The organism is Denitrobacterium detoxificans (assembly GCF_015062615.1).
In the GTDB taxonomy this organism is placed as follows: domain Bacteria; phylum Actinomycetota; class Coriobacteriia; order Coriobacteriales; family Eggerthellaceae; genus Denitrobacterium; species Denitrobacterium detoxificans_A.
In genome coordinates, this window is record NZ_SUUH01000001.1 from 492,900 (window position 1) to 509,247 (window position 16,348).

The 16,348-nt window shown below is 61.7% G+C and carries 11 protein-coding genes; 2 read left to right on the forward strand and 9 right to left on the reverse strand.

Features of this window, described 5'->3' with window-relative positions; translation table 11 throughout:
- Positions 1–42: 42 nt before the first annotated feature.
- The 9 genes from E7002_RS02150 to glmS form a co-directional block, all read right to left on the reverse strand.
- Entirely contained in the window at positions 43–4,527 is a 4,485-nt protein-coding gene (locus tag E7002_RS02150; protein ID WP_303727276.1) for a 2-hydroxyacyl-CoA dehydratase, read from the reverse strand.
- Between the two features lie 36 nt (positions 4,528–4,563).
- Positions 4,564–5,208 (reverse strand): TetR/AcrR family transcriptional regulator, encoded by a 645-nt coding sequence (locus E7002_RS02155; protein ID WP_303727277.1) that lies wholly within the window; start codon positions 5,206–5,208, stop codon positions 4,564–4,566.
- Positions 5,209–5,411: 203 nt separating this feature from the next.
- A complete protein-coding gene (locus E7002_RS02160; protein ID WP_303727278.1) occupies positions 5,412–6,989 on the reverse strand; it encodes a polysaccharide deacetylase family protein in 1,578 nt (525 codons plus the stop codon).
- 58 nt (positions 6,990–7,047) lie between these two features.
- On the reverse strand, positions 7,048–8,412 hold the full coding sequence (locus tag E7002_RS02165) for a PFL family protein (RefSeq protein ID WP_303727279.1): 1,365 nt from the start codon (positions 8,410–8,412) through the stop codon (positions 7,048–7,050).
- A 150-nt stretch (positions 8,413–8,562) separates the two neighbouring features.
- Positions 8,563–9,357: a TlyA family RNA methyltransferase gene (locus tag E7002_RS02170; protein WP_303727280.1), complete on the reverse strand. Its 795-nt coding sequence runs from the start codon at positions 9,355–9,357 to the stop codon at positions 8,563–8,565.
- A gap of 4 nt (positions 9,358–9,361) precedes the next feature.
- Positions 9,362–11,497 carry an NAD-dependent DNA ligase LigA gene (ligA, locus tag E7002_RS02175; RefSeq protein ID WP_303727281.1) on the reverse strand — a complete coding sequence of 712 codons (2,136 nt, stop codon included), beginning with the start codon at positions 11,495–11,497 and terminating at the stop codon, positions 9,362–9,364.
- A gap of 36 nt (positions 11,498–11,533) precedes the next feature.
- Positions 11,534–12,409 (reverse strand): NAD(P)H-hydrate dehydratase, encoded by an 876-nt coding sequence (locus tag E7002_RS02180; protein ID WP_303727282.1) that lies wholly within the window; start codon positions 12,407–12,409, stop codon positions 11,534–11,536.
- Complete coding sequence (acpS, locus tag E7002_RS02185; protein ID WP_303727283.1) at positions 12,409–13,038, reverse strand: holo-ACP synthase; 630 nt, start codon at positions 13,036–13,038, stop codon at positions 12,409–12,411. Before acpS ends, E7002_RS02180 begins: the two co-directional genes overlap by 1 nt.
- Before the next feature lie 10 nt (positions 13,039–13,048).
- Complete coding sequence (gene glmS, locus E7002_RS02190) at positions 13,049–14,875, reverse strand: glutamine--fructose-6-phosphate transaminase (isomerizing) (RefSeq protein ID WP_303727284.1); 1,827 nt, start codon at positions 14,873–14,875, stop codon at positions 13,049–13,051.
- 283 nt (positions 14,876–15,158) lie between these two features.
- On the opposite strand from glmS, the gene E7002_RS02195 reads away from it, so the two are divergent.
- Both E7002_RS02195 and E7002_RS02200 read left to right on the forward strand, forming a co-directional pair.
- On the forward strand, positions 15,159–15,977 hold the full coding sequence (locus tag E7002_RS02195; protein ID WP_303727435.1) for a P-loop NTPase: 819 nt from the start codon (positions 15,159–15,161) through the stop codon (positions 15,975–15,977).
- 80 nt (positions 15,978–16,057) lie between these two features.
- Positions 16,058–16,237 (forward strand): hypothetical protein, encoded by a 180-nt coding sequence (locus tag E7002_RS02200; protein WP_303727285.1) that lies wholly within the window; start codon positions 16,058–16,060, stop codon positions 16,235–16,237.
- Positions 16,238–16,348 lie beyond the last annotated feature (111 nt).

Below are 16,348 nucleotides of genomic sequence, written 5' to 3' on the forward strand. Positions count from 1 at the left end.
CCGGCTCATTCTTTGCATTTACGCTAGGCTACGGCCTTTGGATTACTCCCCCGCTTCGGCAGCCTTCTTGGCACGCTCTTCCTTCAGGTTCTCCTTGGCCACCGCAATCATAAGCTTGATGCGGTTGAGCTGGTTCACCTCGGAAGCGCCCGGGTCGTAGTCGACGGCCACGATATTGCTCTGCGGGTACTGGCGGCGCATCTCCTTGATGACGGCCTTGCCAACCACGTGGTTAGGCAGACACGCGAAGGGCTGCGTGCACACGATGTTCGGCACGCCCTCGTTCACCAGTTCCACCATCTCGCCCGTAAGCAGCCAGCCCTCGCCCATGGTGTTGCCCAGGTCGATGATGTCGCTCGCGCCGTGGGCAATGTCCTCGATGCGCATGATGGGCTCGAAGCGCTTGCTGGCAGCCAGCGCCTTGCGTACGGGATTGCGCTGAGACTCCACGAACGTAACGAGCGAGCGTGCACCCAGGTACTTCTTCAGGTTGGGCGTAAGCTCCTTGTGGCGAACCGCCGGGTTCAGCATGCCGAACAGGAAGAAGTCCACCAAGCCGGGGACGTTCGCCTCGCAGCCTTCCGCCTCGATGGTGCCCACGATGTCGTTGTTGGCCGTGGGATGGAACTTCACCAGGATCTCGCCCACCACGCCCACGCGCGGCTTGCTGCCGAAATCGACGCAGGGCAGCTCGTCGAAGTCGCGCACGATCTGCTCGATGGCGCGGTTAAACTGGCGGCGGCTCATGGTCGTCTCATGCTCCACCAGGTAGTCCATCCACTTGCGGAACAACGCGTTCGCGCTGCCGGGCTCGGCTTCGTACGGACGGGTGCGATAGAGCATCTGCATGAGCAGGTCGCCAATGACCAACACGGGAATGGCGGTAAGCAGCATCTTGCCCGTAACCTTGAAGCCCGAGTTCACTTCACCGGTGTTGTTGAACGCCAACGAAACCACGGGCACCTGGTCGAGGCCAGCCTCATGCAGGCCCTTGCGGATGAGCGCAATGTAGTTCGTGGCACGGCAGCCACCACCCGTCTGGGTGATGATGAACGCCGTCTTGTCCATGTCGTAGCGGCCGCTGGTGGCAGCTTCCATAATCTGGCCCGTGACCAGGATGGACGGATAGCAGATGTCGTTGTTCACGTACTTCAGGCCCGCTTCCACGGCACCCGTGTCCACGGCGGGCAGCAGTTCCAGGTTGTAGCCGTTGGCGCGGAACAGCGGTACCAAAAGCTCGAAGTGTATCGGGCTCATCTGCGGGGCCAGAATGGTATACGTCTCACGCATCTCCTCGGTGAACTCCACACGCGGGAATTCAGTGGATGCGGTCTTGCGATGCGTCTTGAACTCGAAGCCATCGGTGACGCACGCGCCGCGGGCCTGGGAAAGCTCGGCACGAGCCGCGTCACGGTTCATATGCGCTTCGTCGATCGAGGGGTCCATGCCCTCTTCCTCGTGCGCGAACTCGTCGTCGCCCGCACGCTGCTCCAGGGCAGCCATGAGCGAGCGGATGCGAATGCGCGCAGCACCCAGGTTCGAGATCTGGTCGATCTTGAGCAGGGTGTATACCTTGCCCGAGCCCTCCAAAATCTCTTCGACCTCGTCGGTGGTAAGGGCGTCCAGGCCGCAACCGAAGCTCATCATCTGAACCAGGTCGAGGTCGGAGCGCTGCGTGACCACGCGAGCGGCGTTGTACAGGCGCGTATGGTACATCCACTGGTCGTACACGCGCAGATTACGCTCGAGGTTACCCAGATGGGCTACGGAATCCTCGGTAAGCACGGCCATGCCGAAGCCCGTGATAAGCTCGGGCAGCGCGTGGTTGATTTCCGGGTCGATGTGGTACGGACGACCTGCCAGCACGATGCCGTGGCTATGATGCTCTTCCAGCCAGCGCAGCGTTTCCTCGCCCTTGGCGCGCATGGTGCTCTTGAAGTCCAAGTCGACCTGCCAAGCGCGGTCGACGGCCTCGTTGATTTCCTTGCGCGTGGGCACGGCCACATTGGCAATGCCGCGCGCTTCCAGCTCGCGCTTGCGGTTCTTCGAAAGGTGCTCGTACAGGCGCTTCTTTAGGGCTTCCTTGTCGTCATAGGGAATGAACGGATTCAGGAAGTCGGTACGGCTCGTACGCAGCTCGTCGATGTTGAGCTTCAACGCCTCAGAGTAGCTCATGACAATCGGGCAGTTGAAGTGGTTGTTCGCACCTTCGTCTTCCTGGCGCTCCCAGCGAATGCAGGGCATCCAGATGAAGTCGACGTCGCGCTCCAGCAGTTCCATGATGTGGCCATGGGAAAGCTTCGCAGGATAGCAGGCGTTTTCGGACGGCATGGACTCGATGCCCGCCTCGAACGTCTCCTTCGTGCTAGCGCTGGAAAGCTCTACGCGATAGCCCAGCGTGGTAAAGAAGCTATGCCAGAACGGGTAGTTCTCGTACATGTTCAGCGCGCGGGGAATGCCCACGGTGCCATATTTCGCCTGATCGGCGGGAAGGACCTCGCGATTGAACAGCAGGTCGTTCTTGAACTCGAACAGGTTCGGAACGTCCTTGCTCTTCGTCTTCGCGCCTGCGCCACGCTCGCAGCGGTTGCCCGTGATGAAGCGACGGCGACGGCCCGTTTCGGGATCCTTGCCAAAGTCGTTGATGGTAAGCAGGCAGTTATTCGAGCACAGGCCACAACGCACGGTGCTGTGCTTTACCTCGAGCTGGTCGATTTCCGCCGGCGTAAGCATCTTGGTGCCCTTGCCCGCTGCGCGATCGCGCGCCAGCAGAGCCGCGCCCCAAGCGCCCATGAGGCCCGCAATGTCGGGGCGAATGGCGTCGTGGCCGGCCAGGTTCTCGAACGCACGCAGCACGGCGTCGTTCAGGAACGTGCCGCCCTGTACGATGGCATGCTCGCCAAGCTCGCTGGCGTCACGCAGCTTGATAACCTTGAACAGCGCGTTCTTGATGACCGAATAGGAAAGGCCTGCGCTGATGTCGGCAACGGTGGCGCCTTCCTTCTGCGCCTGCTTCACGCGACTGTTCATGAACACGGTGCAGCGACTACCCAGGTCGACGGGAGCGGCAGAATGCAGGGCCTCCTCCGCGAAATCCTGCACGGAAAGATTCAGCGACGTAGCAAACGCTTCGATGAAGCTACCGCAGCCAGCACTGCACGACTCATTGAGCATGATGTGCTCAATGACGCCGTTCTTCACCGTCATGCACTTCATGTCCTGGCCGCCAATGTCCAGAATGAAGTCGACATCCGGGTTCAGCTCGCGGGCGCCGCGCAAATGCGCAACCGTCTCGATTTCGCCGCTGTCGGCCTGAATGGCCTCCAGCAGCAATGCCTCGCCATAGCCCGTAGTGGTGGTATGGCCAATGGTTACCAGCGCATTGCCCTGCTCGTCGCGAGGAATGCGCTCTTCCAGTTCGCCCAGCATGCGGCGCGCCGTGCCCAGCACGTCGCCCTTGTTGTTGGCGTAGAAGCTGTACAGCACCTGGCCGTCCTTGCCAATGAGGGCGGACTTCAGCGTGGTGGAGCCAGCGTCGATGCCCAGGTACGCCTCGCCGCGATATTCGGAAAGATCGCCCTTGGGAACAGCCGCCTTCGCATGGCGCTCGCGAAACGCCTGCAGCTCTTCCTCACTGCTGAACAGCGGCTCCAAGCGCGGCACTTCGCTACCCTGCACATCGCCCAAATCGGCCATGCGCTGCTTCAGGATGCCCAGGGAAACGACTTCCTCGTTCTCCTCGGACGCAAACGCGGCGCCACGGGCCACGAACAGGTGCGATTCCTCGGGGATGATGGTGGTCTCGTCGGTGAGCTCGAGCGTTTCGATGAAGCGCTGGCGCAGCTCGGAAAGGTAATGCAGGGGGCCACCCAGAAACGCCACGTTGCCGCGGATGGGGCGACCACATGCCAGGCCGGAAATGGTCTGCATGACCACGGCCTGCAGCACGCTCGCGGCAATGTCGTCCTTCTTGGCGCCTTCGTTCAGCAGGGGCTGCACGTCGGTCTTGGCGAACACACCGCAACGGCTGGCGATTGGGTAAATGATGGTGTGACGGCTGGCCATTTCGTTCAGGCCCGAGGCGTCGGTGTCAAGCAGCGTGGCCATCTGGTCGATGAACGCGCCCGTGCCACCTGCGCACGTGCCGTTCATGCGCTGCTCGATGCCACCATCCAGGTAGATGATCTTCGCGTCTTCGCCGCCCAGCTCGATGGCAACGTCGGTAGCGGGAATGATGCGCTCGATGGCCGTCTTGTTGGCCACGACCTCCTGCACGAAGGGCACCTGGAGCCACTGCGAAAGCAGAAGGCCGCCCGAACCCGTGATGTCGATAGTGGCAGGCACATCGCCCACCTGCTCCAACGCCTCGTCGATGATATCCACGATGGTAGCGCGCACGTCGGAATGATGGCGGCGGTACACCGAGAACACCGTCTCGTCTTGCGGGTTCAGAACCAGAAGCTTTACCGTAGTCGAACCTACGTCGACGCCGATGCGCATCTGGTCGTTCTCGTTTGCCTTGGTCATATAATGTCTCCTTTTAAACGGCCTGGGGCCGATTGATTACAGCTTGATCGATTCGCCGGCCTTGATGAACAGCAGGCGCTGGGCGATAACCGCCATGCCCTCCGAGGATTCTCGCATGCCCGTTTCGATCCACTCCTTCACAACGCCAAGATAAGCCGATGCGTAGAAGGTAACGTAGTAGTTCACGAAGGGCGTGGGATTCTTGCGGTAACGCTCGTGAAGCACCGAACCCATGAGTATCTCGCGCACGCGCGTAAGCAAATTACGCTCGAAGCGCGGGTCGCCTTGAGGGCCCATGACGGCGCCCAAGAAATACGCTTGACTACGCAGGTAGTCGAAGAGGCTCACCAGCAGCGGAATGGGCTTCTTGCGCTTCACGCAGATCGTGGTCTGCACGAGGTCGAGGCCATTCATGCGCGCCTGGATGGCTTCCAGTTCGGCAATGATCTCGTCCTCGCACGCCACGAGGAGCGCGTCCTTGTCGCTGTAATGGTTGTAGAACGTGCCGCGCGTGATATCGGCCCGCTCGCACAAATCACCCACCGTGATGGCGTCATAGCCCTTCTCGTTGATGAGCTGAATGAGCGCCTCGCGGAGGGCGGCACGGGTACGGGCGGAACGGCGGTCCGTACGGGCCTCGGCCGCATCCACGGGAAACCCCGCGGTCGTGGGTTCAGACATAATCCCCCTCATTGGCATGTGCACGATCGTGTTTTATACAACATGCACGATATTTGACAATCTGTATAAAAACATTGTAATGACCCTGCGCCCAGCATGCAACCGCTCTCACGACTCGCGCACACGGCACATGCGCGAAACGCAAAATGCCGCCCCGAAGGACGGCATTCGAAAGAGCTGGTAGGAAACGCTTTCGCGCGGAACTACCCCTTGTGGTAGGAAAGCAGTTCGTCGATGGTAACGAATCGGTACCCTTGCTGCTTGAGCTTGGGAAGCGCAGAGCGAAGCGCCTCGACCGTCTGCGAGCGATCGCCACCACCATCGTGCATGAGGATGATGTTGCCCGAATCAGCCGACAGGATGGCGTCTTCTATTGCAGGCGCGCCCGGCTTCGACCAGTCACGCGTATCGATATTCCAACCGATGTCGTACGTTACGTACTCGTTCAGAATCTGGGCACTTTCAAGCGTGTAGTTGCCACCCGGGCAACGCACCACGCGACTGGCCTCCACGCCCGTTACGTCGGAAATTGCCTGACGGCCCTTCTCAATTTCGGCAATCTGCTCTTCGGCTGACATGTAGCTGATGTTCACGCCCTTGCCACTGCCCTTGGCATGGTCGAACGTATGCGTGCAAAGCTGATGCCCGCTGTTGTACTCGCGCATGATAAGATCGCGGCCATTCGAGGCCTCCCCAATGCGCTCGCCCACGATGAAGAACGTAGCCTTCGCATCGTTGGCATCCAGAATGTCCAGGATCTCGCTCGTCCATTCGTCCCAGGGACCATCGTCGAACGTGAGGGCAATGACCTTTTCCCCGCCAGTGTTGATGCTATAGCGAGAAAGCACGGCATTCTGCACTTCTTGAACGGTAACGCCTTCCACGGTAATGCCCGATATGGAGCCCGTGCGCGTTGCCACAATACCGTCGGCGGGCTGGCTCACAACCTGGTGCACAGCCCCCTTGGAGCCGTCGTCCACCCATTCGGCGGCAACGGTCTGGGTGGACTCGGTATAGTCTTCCGTAGTATCGCCGCCATCGCTTACCGAGATAACGTCATTGGGCGTAATGCGTGCATTCGCATCGACGTCCTGGCCGTTCACGGCAAGCGCATAGGGCGCGCCGCCCGCGTCGTCGATGACCGAACCATCGACTGCAAGAAGCCTACCCGGCGTAACCTGAATACCCGCCTTCTGCACGACCTGGTCGTACGTATCGGTGCGCGCAACGGACATTTCCACCCCATTCACCACCACGGGCACGGGAGCGAAGGATGTCTGGTACATGACGAAGCCCAGAATGGCCACAAGAACCACGGCCAAGGCAACGATAGCCGCCTTGGGGGCGCGCCTTCCGGAACGCACGAAGCCAAGCCCCTTTCCCTCGACGGTATAAGAACCCGCACGCTCTTCGCGCACGGCAGGCGTGAAGCTACCGGTATGGGCCCGCTTGGCGTACGACGTATCGATGCGCGGATTGCTGCCCGTATTGCCCGCATTGGCGCACTGATGACGATCGGAAACGGCATGCGTCACGCCGCCCACGTCGCTGACGTGCACGCGGTTGGCCGACGTTGCCTGCTTCTGACGCTCGGCGACGGCACGCTGGTGGCGCACGCGCTCGCGCTCCATTTCAGCACTATGCTCGGCGGCAAGCTGGGCATGCTCGCGCGCGGTACGCTGCGAAGAACGCTGGCGACCACGCGCCTCAAGTGAAGCATCACGCGCCGCACGCTGCTTCACGTGCGGACGCGCATTGCCATTGCGATTGGAATCTGACATAACTCGAACCCCTCCTCGAGCTATTGTAATTGGTCAGACGGCCTTACGGCCCAATAGATTAGTTCTTCAGAGAATTAATCGGCGCGGGGAATCGGCCACCGCGATGGGCGAACACGGTACCCGCATGCTCGTTGACGTGCATGATGGGAGCGGAACCCAGCAGGCCGCCGAACTCAAGCGTCTCGCCGGCGCTGCGGCCAATGGCGGGAATGACGCGCACGGCAGTGGTCTTCGTGTTGATGACACCAATGGCGGCTTCGTCGGCGATGATGCCGAAGATGGCTTCCGGCGTGGTGTCGCCCGGAATGGCAATCATGTCCAGGCCCACGCTGCATACGCAAGTCATGGCTTCAAGCTTCTCGAGGCAGAGCGCGCCCGATTCGGCAGCGCGAATCATGCCAGCATCTTCCGACACGGGAATGAATGCACCCGAAAGGCCGCCGACGCTGCTAGACGCCATGACGCCACCCTTCTTGACCGCATCGTTGAGCATGGCCAGAGCCGCCGTGGTGCCCGGGCCGCCGCACTGCCCCACGCCGATGGCCTCGAGGATTTCGGCCACGCTATCGCCCTCGGCGGGCGTGGGAGCCAGGGAAAGGTCCAGGATGCCCTGCTGGACACCCAAGCGCTCGCTGGCATTGCGGGCCATGAGCTCGCCCGCGCGCGTGATCTTGAATGCCGTTGCCTTGATGGCCTCGGCGATTTCGGTGACAGAAGCGTCCTTCGGCATGTTGGCGAGCACGTTACGCACCACACCGGGGCCGGAAACGCCCACGTTGACCACGGCATCGGCCTCGCCGGAGCCATGGAAGGCACCCGCCATGAAGGGGTTGTCCTCCACCGCGTTGGCGAACACGACGAGCTTGGCTGCGCCAATGCAGTCGCGGTCGGCCGTGGCCTTGGCAGTGTCGATGACGGTATTGGCCATCTTCCAGACGGCATCCATGTTGATGCCCGCGCGGGTAGAGGCGACATTCACCGAACTGCACACGTTATCGGTAACGGCTAGGGCGTGCGGAATGGAGTTCATGAGCTTCGTATCGGAAGCCGTAGCGCCCTTCTGCACCAGGGCGGAAAAGCCGCCCACGAAGTCGACTCCCACTTCCTTGCCCGCCTTGTCCATGGCCTCGGCAATGGGCGTAAGGTCCTGGGCGGCAACGGCGCCGCAGATCTCGGCAACGGGCGTAACGGAAATGCGCTTGTTCACGATGGGAATGCCGAATTCGCGTTCCAGCTGCTCGGCCGTGGGAACGAGCTTTTCGGCGGCGGTGGTCATGCGGTCGTACACCTTACGCGCCATGACGTTGATGTCCTCATGCGTGCACGCACGAAGGTTCAAGCCAAGCGTGATGGTGCGGATGTCGAGGTGTTGCTGGCTGACCATAGCCAGAGTTTCGGCGATTTCGGCTGGTGTGATCTGCATACGCGTTCCTTCTGCCCTGCCGCATGGCGGCGAACTTGCTTTAGCACACAAGTATAGCCATCCGCCAGGAATAATTTAGTCGGCTAAAGTAAACAACACGGAGAACGACCGAGTCTACAAAATGCAGGCGCGCGAACGGTTGGAATTGTGCTATTGGCCGAACACGGCGCGCACGAGGTATTCGATGTTGCCCGCGCGCTTTCCACGGATAGGCGATTCGATAACGCCAGTAACGTCGAAGCCGTTGTCGCTCAGCGCCTGACGCACTTCCTCGACCGTTCGCTCGCGCACCGCCGGGTCGGTTACCAGGCCACGTTCCGTTTCGTCATGATCGCTTTCGAACTGGGGCTTCACCAAGCCAATGAACACGCTGCCACGATGGCACAAGCGCGCGAAGGAGGGCGCCAAGCTGGCAAGCCCAATGAAGCTAAGGTCGGCCACCAGGATATCGAAGGGCGCGCCCAGTTCCTGAGGCGTTGCCGTGCGAATGTTCGTACGCTCGCGCACGATGGTGCGCGGGTCGCTGCGCACTTTCCAAGCGAGCATGCCATAGTTCACGTCAACGCAAGTCACGCTGGCCGCCCCCGCCTGGAGCAGGCAATCGGAGAAGCCGCCGGTAGAAGAGCCCATGTCGATGCACGACGCCCCCTGTACCGACTGGTCGAACGCACGCAACGCGCCCTCCAGCTTGTAGCCACCGCGCGAAACGTAGCGCGAACGATCCTTCACCCAGATATCGGCACTTGGCACAATGCGCGCGGCAGCGCTCGTGGCGTATTCGTCGCCCACCTTCACCTCGTGGGCAATCACCAAGCGCTTCGCCTCTTCTGCGTCGTCACACAGGCCGCGCTCAATCATCAGCTCGTCGAGGCGACGCTTCTTGGGGCGCACGGGGCGTTGCGCCCCTGCGGTTTCACCCTGGTTATGTTCCTGGCCTGCCGCCATGGCCCTACGCTTCCCCTACCCCTTCGGGCGCCTCGCCCGTTTCCAGGATACGCAGGAACGCAGCCTCGTCGATAACGGGAACCCCCAGGGAAATGGCCTTATCGTACTTGCTGCCAGCAGCTTCGCCGGCAACGACGCAGCTCGTCTTCTTGCTTACGCTGCCGCTTACCTTGGCGCCCATTTCTTTCAGCGCAGCGCCCGCATCGGTGCGGGACATGCCGCTCTGAGAGAGCGTACCCGTGAGCACGAACGTGAGGCCGGCAAGCGTCTGGGGCTTACCGCTTTCCGCGCGCCGCTCTTCCATAACCACGCCAGCGGCCAAAAGACGGTCGATGACCTGCTCGTTCTGCGGAGTGCGCAGGAACAGGTAGATGCTCTTGGCGATAATGGCGCCAATGCCTTCGATGGCGGCAAGCTGCTCTTCGGAGGCATCGCGCAACGCCTGGATGGAGGGGTACGCCTGGGCAATCGATTCAGCCGTGGTCTTGCCCACGTGGCGAATGCCCAAGCCAAACAGGACGCGCGCAAGACCGCGCTGCTTGCTTGCCTGCAGTTCTGCAAGTATCTTGGCCGCCACCACAGGGCCCAGATGGATGGCCTCGCCATCTTTATTCACGCGACCCATGTCCAAGGTGGCCAGGTCGTATTCGCTCAAGTTGTAATAGTCGGCAACGTCGGTGACGCGGCCCGATTCCAGAAGGCGGCCGATAACCTCGTCACCCAAGCCCTCGATGCCCATGGCGCCGCGGCTTGCCCAATGCACCAAGCGCTCATGCGCCTGAGCAGGACAATCGATGCTCACGCAACGATACGCGGCCTCGCCTTCCTCGCGCACCACGGGACTTCCGCAGCTGGGGCACGTCTTGGGCATGCTCCATTCCTGCGCATCAGCCGGACGCAGCGAAGGCACGTGGCCCAGCACCTCGGGAATGACGTCGCCCGCCTTGCGCACGATGACCGTGTCGCCCACGCGCACGTCCTTGCGACGCACCTCGTCTTCGTTGTGCAGCGTGGCGCGCGCCACCACCGAACCCGCGATGCGCACGGGCTCCAGCTCGGCCACGGGCGTAAGCGCACCCGTGCGCCCCACTTGCACGGTGATATCGCGCAAAAGCGTAGTCTTCTCTTCAGGAGGGAACTTGTACGCGATGGCCCAACGCGGGGCGCGTGCGGTGAAGCCCATGGCGTCCTGGATGGCGAATTCGTTGACCTTCACCACCACGCCATCGATGTCGTACGGCAGCGACGAACGCTTTTCCAGCACGCTTTCGCAGAACGCAAGCACTTCCTCACGCGTCGAGCACAGCGCCACGTCGGGATTCACGTGGAAGCCCGCCTCGCGCATCCACTCCAAAAGCTCGAACTGGCCGTTCATGCGGAATGCGGCATTGCTGGCCGTGGCGTAGATGAACGTGGAAAGGTCGCGATGCGCCGTAATGCTGGGGTCCTTCTGGCGCAGGCTGCCCGCGGCGGCGTTGCGCGGATTGGCAAAGCCATCCTTCCCGTTCGCGGCAGCGGCGGCATTCAGCTTCTCGAAGCTGCTCTTGGGCATGTAGGCCTCGCCGCGCAGCTCGATGGCAGCCTCGGAGTCGGTGAGCATGGCCTGGGCCTGATCGCGCAGGCGCAGGGGCACGTCGCGAATGGTTCGGATGTTCGCCGTGACGTCTTCGCCCGTGGTGCCGTCGCCACGCGTGCTCGCACGCACCAAGCGGCCATCTTCGTACGTGAGGGCGATGCCGCTGCCGTCGATCTTCAACTCGCAGCACAGCGGCACGAAGCGACCGAGCGTCTCCTGCAGACGGTCCATCCACGCTTCCAGCTCTTCCAAGCCCATGGCATCGTCGATGGAATACATGCGCGCAGCATGCGCAACCGGGGCGAACTGCTCGCCCACGTAGCCACCCACGCGCTGCGTGGGAGAATTGGCATCGTAGAACTCGGGGTGCGCAGCCTCGAGTTCGCGCAGCTCGCGCATGAGCGAGTCGAAAGCGGCATCGGAAATCTCGGGGGCATCCTTGGCGTAGTACAAGTACGTGTGATGCTCGATTTCACGACGCAGCGCTTCGATGCGGGCAGCCGGATCGCTTACCGTTTCCGCTGCCGTTGCGCTGTCGAATAGACTCGGATTCTCTTCCGTCACGTCTATTTCCTTCCTATCTACAATACCGGCGCGTGGCTACGAAACCCTGCCGCCGGACATATCCTTAATTGCCGGAGGAATGAATCGGAGCACGTCCTCCGCACATACCGAAATGCTCGTAAGCTCCTCGGCGGCCAACCTACCCGCACGGGCATGCAGCGTCGTGCCCAGCACGCAGGCCTCAATGGGGCCAAGGCCCTGGGCCAGAAACGCGCCGATGATGCCAGCAAGCACGTCGCCCGTGCCCGCCTTGGCCAAAGCCGACGTGCCCTCCGTCATGCTGTACACGTGGTCGCCATCGGAAATATAAGTATCGGGCCCCTTCAGAACGGTGATCGCGCCATACGCCTGGGAAAGCGTAAGCGCAAGTTCCTCCTGGTCGTCTACGGGTAGGGCGAACACGCTGGCCAGCACCTTCGCCTCTCCGCCATGGGGCGTGACGATGGTGGGATACCCTTCCTGGTAGCGCTGCTTACACATGTCGCGCATCTTGCGTGCAGGCATGAGCTTCAGCGCGCCGCCATCCACCAGAACCGGCGCCTTGGCATTCTTCAGCAGGCGTCGCAGGATGTTGCCCACATACGGGTCGTTCGTGTCGAAGCCGCTGCCAATGACGTAGGCCAAGGGGTGCTCGGGCGTGGAGGGCTTCAAACTAGAAGAGTCCCACATGTCCCACGAACGCACCACCAGCGAGGAATGCGTGGCCTGGACCTGCGCAACCACGCTATCGTCCACGAACACCTCGGTATAGCCGGCGCCCGCGCGCTGGCTGGCAATGGAGGCAAGCGCGGCGGCACCCGGATACGAGGCGCTGCCCACGATGAGCACCACCTTGCCGCGCGAGTACTTGTTCATCTGCGGTTCGGGAAACGGCAGCAAGTCGTTGATGGTCTTCTGGGTGTACTGCTTCACTACGCATCACCTTCGCCAGAATCGTCTTGCGCCACCGCCTGCCTGCCAAACGGCGTCATGCGCGTCTTGGGACGCTTCACCGGAATATCGTCGAGCAGGGACCGCGTTTCCTTGAATTGCTTCGCCAGCTCGTCCATAGGATCCGTGCGACGCGCGGTTGCGCGATCGGATTCCAGCGTGATGGCCATGGCGCAGGCCACGGCATCGGTATGCGTGAACGAAAGCGAAATGGGAAGCTCACGAACACCCAGCTCATCGGCAACTTCCTTGGCACGCCTGTGCAGGCGAACCTGCGGGCGGCCCGTCTTCAGGCGCACCACTTCCACGTCGGCGGGAGCAATGCCCTTCGAAAACCCCGTGCCAAGCGCCTTGAGCACCGCTTCCTTTGCGGCAAAGCGCGTGGCGTAATGCACTTCGGGTTGGTTCGTCTTATCGCAGTACGCACGCTCGCCTTCCGTGAACACGCGCGTTCTGAAGCGCGGAGAGCGCTCCAGGACCGCACGCATGCGGTCGATGCGCACGATGTCAACGCCCAGCCCCACGCCCTCATCGAAGGACGCAGACTCTGGGACCTGATCGATCTGATCGGCCTGAAGTTCCTGGCTTGCGCTCTGAGACTCTCGCTCCACTGCGCGCCGCCTATTCGACCGTAACCGACTTCGCCAGGTTGCGCGGCTGATCGACATCGCAGCCACGAGCCACGGCGATGGCACGCGCGAACAACTGCAGCGGCACGGAAACGGTAATGGCGCTGAACGCATCGCGCACACGCGGCACGTAGATTACGTAGTCGGCATGCTTGCGGATTTCCTCGTCGCCTTCCGTGGCCACCGCCACAACCAGGGCGCCACGCGTGCGGCTTTCCTGGATGTTCGAAATGACCTTGTCGTATACGGGGCTCTGCGTGGCAACGGCGATGACGGGGAAACCCTTCGAAAGCAAGGCAATGGGGCCATGCTTCATTTCGCCGGCAGCATATGCCTCGGCATGAAGATAGCTGATTTCCTTCAGCTTCAGCGCGCCCTCGTAGCTGATGGCGCTTCCCATGCCGCGGCCAATGAACAGCGCGTCGTTGGCATCCTTGCAAGCGAGCGCCGCTTCGTCGATGGCTGTGGTATCGGCCAGGATGCGCTCGATCTGTTCGGCGGTGTCGGCCAGCTCGCCGAAGAGCAGACGCGTCTGCGCCTGGGTGAACTTGCCCTTGGCCTGCGCCAGCACCATGGAAAGCAGCGTAAGGCTAACCACCTGGCCCAGGAAGCTCTTCGTGGAAGCCACGGCGATTTCCTTGTTGGCCTTCGTGTAGATGACGCCATCGCTTTCGCGAGCAACGGGGCTGCCAATGACGTTCGTGATACCGAACACCTTACCGCCCTTGATGCGCGCCTCGCGGATGGCAGCCAGCGTATCAGCCGTTTCTCCCGACTGGGACACGGCGACCACGAGCGTGGTGGGCGTGATGATGGGATTGCGGTAGCGGAATTCGCTGGCAACCTCGACTTCGGTGGGAATGCGCGCCCATGCCTCGATAAGCTGCTTGGCAACCAGGCCCGCATGGTAGCTGGTGCCACAGGCAATCACGTAGACGCGGTCGATGAGCTGCAGCTCTTCCAGCGACATGCCCAGCTCGCTGATCTTCAGCGCGCCACCGACCATGCGGCCAGCCAGCGTATCGCGCACCACGCGGGGCTGCTCGTGGATTTCCTTCAGCATGAAATCGGGATAGCCGCCCTTTTCGGCAACGTCGATATCCCAGTCGACGTGCATGACGTTGGGCTCGATGGTCTCGCCCTGCGCGTCGGAATAGGCAATGCCCTGGGGGCGCATGTCAGCGAACTGGTCGTCGCCCAGAACCACAACATCGCGATTGGCACGAATGACGGCGATGATGTCGCTCGCCACGTAGCTGCCGTCTTCGCCATGGGCCAGAACAATCGGGGAATCGCGGCGCGTAACCACGATGCGACCGGGCTCCTGGGCGCAGGTAACGGCCAGGCCATAGCTACCCACCAGGCTTACCGTGACGGCGCGCACCGCTTCCAGCAGATCGCCTTCGTAGGCTTCTTCCACCAGATGGGCGATGACCTCGGTGTCGGTGGTGCTACGGAACTCGTGACCACGGGAGATGAGCTCTTCGCGCAGCTCGGCGAAGTTCTCGATGATGCCGTTATGCACGACGGCGATAGAGCCGTCGCACGATACATGGGGATGGGCGTTCTGCTGGCTGGGAACGCCATGCGTCGCCCAACGGGTATGGCCAATGCCACACGTGGCTTCGGGATGCACGTTCGATACGGCGCTGGCCAGGCCACTGACCTTGCCCACGCGACGCGTAACGGAAAGGGTGCCGTCGCCCGCCTGAACGGCGATGCCCGCGGAATCGTATCCGCGATACTCCAGGCGGCGAAGCCCCTCGATCAATCTATCGACAACCGGCTGGCTGCCGGTATACCCCACAATGCCGCACATATACGCTCCTTCTTTGGTGCCGTGTGCATAGTTAATCAACATAGTGTAATAAATCGCGCGATGCATTGCTTCCCTGCCCATGCGAAGCCACAGATTTTCTCAACCTGGCAATACGGTCGCATCGCGCCCGAAAAGACAATATCGCCCGATTAGTCCACCATTCAATTCATCCTGGGCTTAAATCAAGCGCCATTGTGCTACGATGCCGCTCAGCATATCAGGAGCAAGACGAGAGAAGGTATCCATGGCTGAACAAGCTCCTCTCAGCGAAGAAGAAAAGAAGATGCTTGCTGGTGGATGCGGTGGCGGAGAGAGCACCGGTCCCAAGGTGCTCATGCCGAATAAGCGTTCCACGGTGAAGCACGTCATCGGCGTCGTTTCCGGCAAGGGCGGCGTAGGCAAGAGCCTCGTCACCTGCCTGCTGGCAAGCGAAGCCCAGAAGCGCGGCAAGAAGGTCGCCATTCTCGACGCCGACGTAACCGGCCCCTCCATCCCGAAGGCCTTCGGCGTTACCAATCCGCTTACCGCCGACAAGGACGGCATCCTGCCCTGCCAGACGCAGACGGGCATCAAGATGGTAAGCACCAACCTCATGCTCCCCGAAGAAGACATGCCGGTGGCATGGCGCGGCCCGGTCGTCTCCGGCACCGTCAAGCAGTTCTTCAACGAAGTGAACTGGGGCGAAATCGACTACATGTTCGTGGACATGCCTCCGGGAACCTCCGACGTCCTGCTCACCGTGTTCCAGAGCCTGCCCGTCGACGGCATCGTCACCGTCTCGGCCCCGCAGGAACTCGTTGCCATGATCGTGGGCAAGGCCGTGCATCTGGCTCACGAGATGCAGGTCCCCGTTCTGGGCCTGGTGGAAAACATGGCCTACTACACCTGCCAGCACTGCGGCGAGAAGCAGTACGTCTTCGGCAAGCCCCAGGGCAAGGAAGTGGCCGAAAAGTACCGCATCCCCGCATACGCCACGCTCCCCATCGATCCGGAGTTCGCCGCCAAGTGCGATGCCGGCAAGGTAGAGGAATACGACGTGCAGGGCGCTCTCGACGCGGTCATCGACCAGATTGCCAGCGCACCGCAGCGCACGTTCGTCTAATCGGGCGAAAACAAGTACACTGGGGGCGCCGGTTCGACCGGCGCCCTTTTTCATGCCCGAAGATTCAAGGAGAGGCATCCATGGACGAGGAAAAGAAGCAGCCGGCGCACGCGCCAGCCAATGCGCATACGACCCCGAAGCCGAAGAAGACCCAGCCCATTCGGGCCATCAACGAAGACGACGACGGATACGACCCGTATTCCGACCTGCACGACGCGCCGCAACGCGAGCCGCTCTTCGAACGCGACCCCTGGCGGTAGGCCCAACGACATATGCGCGAAAAAACAACGGGACGATGGCCCTTTGGCCACCGTCCCGTTTCCATTGGACGCAAGAGAAATGGGAGGGGAAATACGCGTCCTAGGGAGGGG

What these genes read in the sequence shown, in the direction of transcription:
- E7002_RS02165 (WP_303727279.1), bottom strand. Translation starts at nt 8,412, where the DNA reads ATGCAGATCACACCAGCCGAAATCGCCGAAACTCTGGCTATGGTCAGC.
- E7002_RS02155 (WP_303727277.1), bottom strand. Translation starts at nt 5,208, where the DNA reads ATGTCTGAACCCACGACCGCGGGGTTTCCCGTGGATGCGGCCGAGGCC.
- E7002_RS02170 (WP_303727280.1), bottom strand. Translation starts at nt 9,357, where the DNA reads ATGGCGGCAGGCCAGGAACATAACCAGGGTGAAACCGCAGGGGCGCAA.
- E7002_RS02160 (WP_303727278.1), bottom strand. Translation starts at nt 6,989, where the DNA reads ATGTCAGATTCCAATCGCAATGGCAATGCGCGTCCGCACGTGAAGCAG.
- E7002_RS02195 (WP_303727435.1), top strand. Translation starts at nt 15,159, where the DNA reads ATGCTTGCTGGTGGATGCGGTGGCGGAGAGAGCACCGGTCCCAAGGTG.
- E7002_RS02150 (WP_303727276.1), bottom strand. Translation starts at nt 4,527, where the DNA reads ATGACCAAGGCAAACGAGAACGACCAGATGCGCATCGGCGTCGACGTA.
- glmS (WP_303727284.1), bottom strand. Translation starts at nt 14,875, where the DNA reads ATGTGCGGCATTGTGGGGTATACCGGCAGCCAGCCGGTTGTCGATAGA.
- E7002_RS02200 (WP_303727285.1), top strand. Translation starts at nt 16,058, where the DNA reads ATGGACGAGGAAAAGAAGCAGCCGGCGCACGCGCCAGCCAATGCGCAT.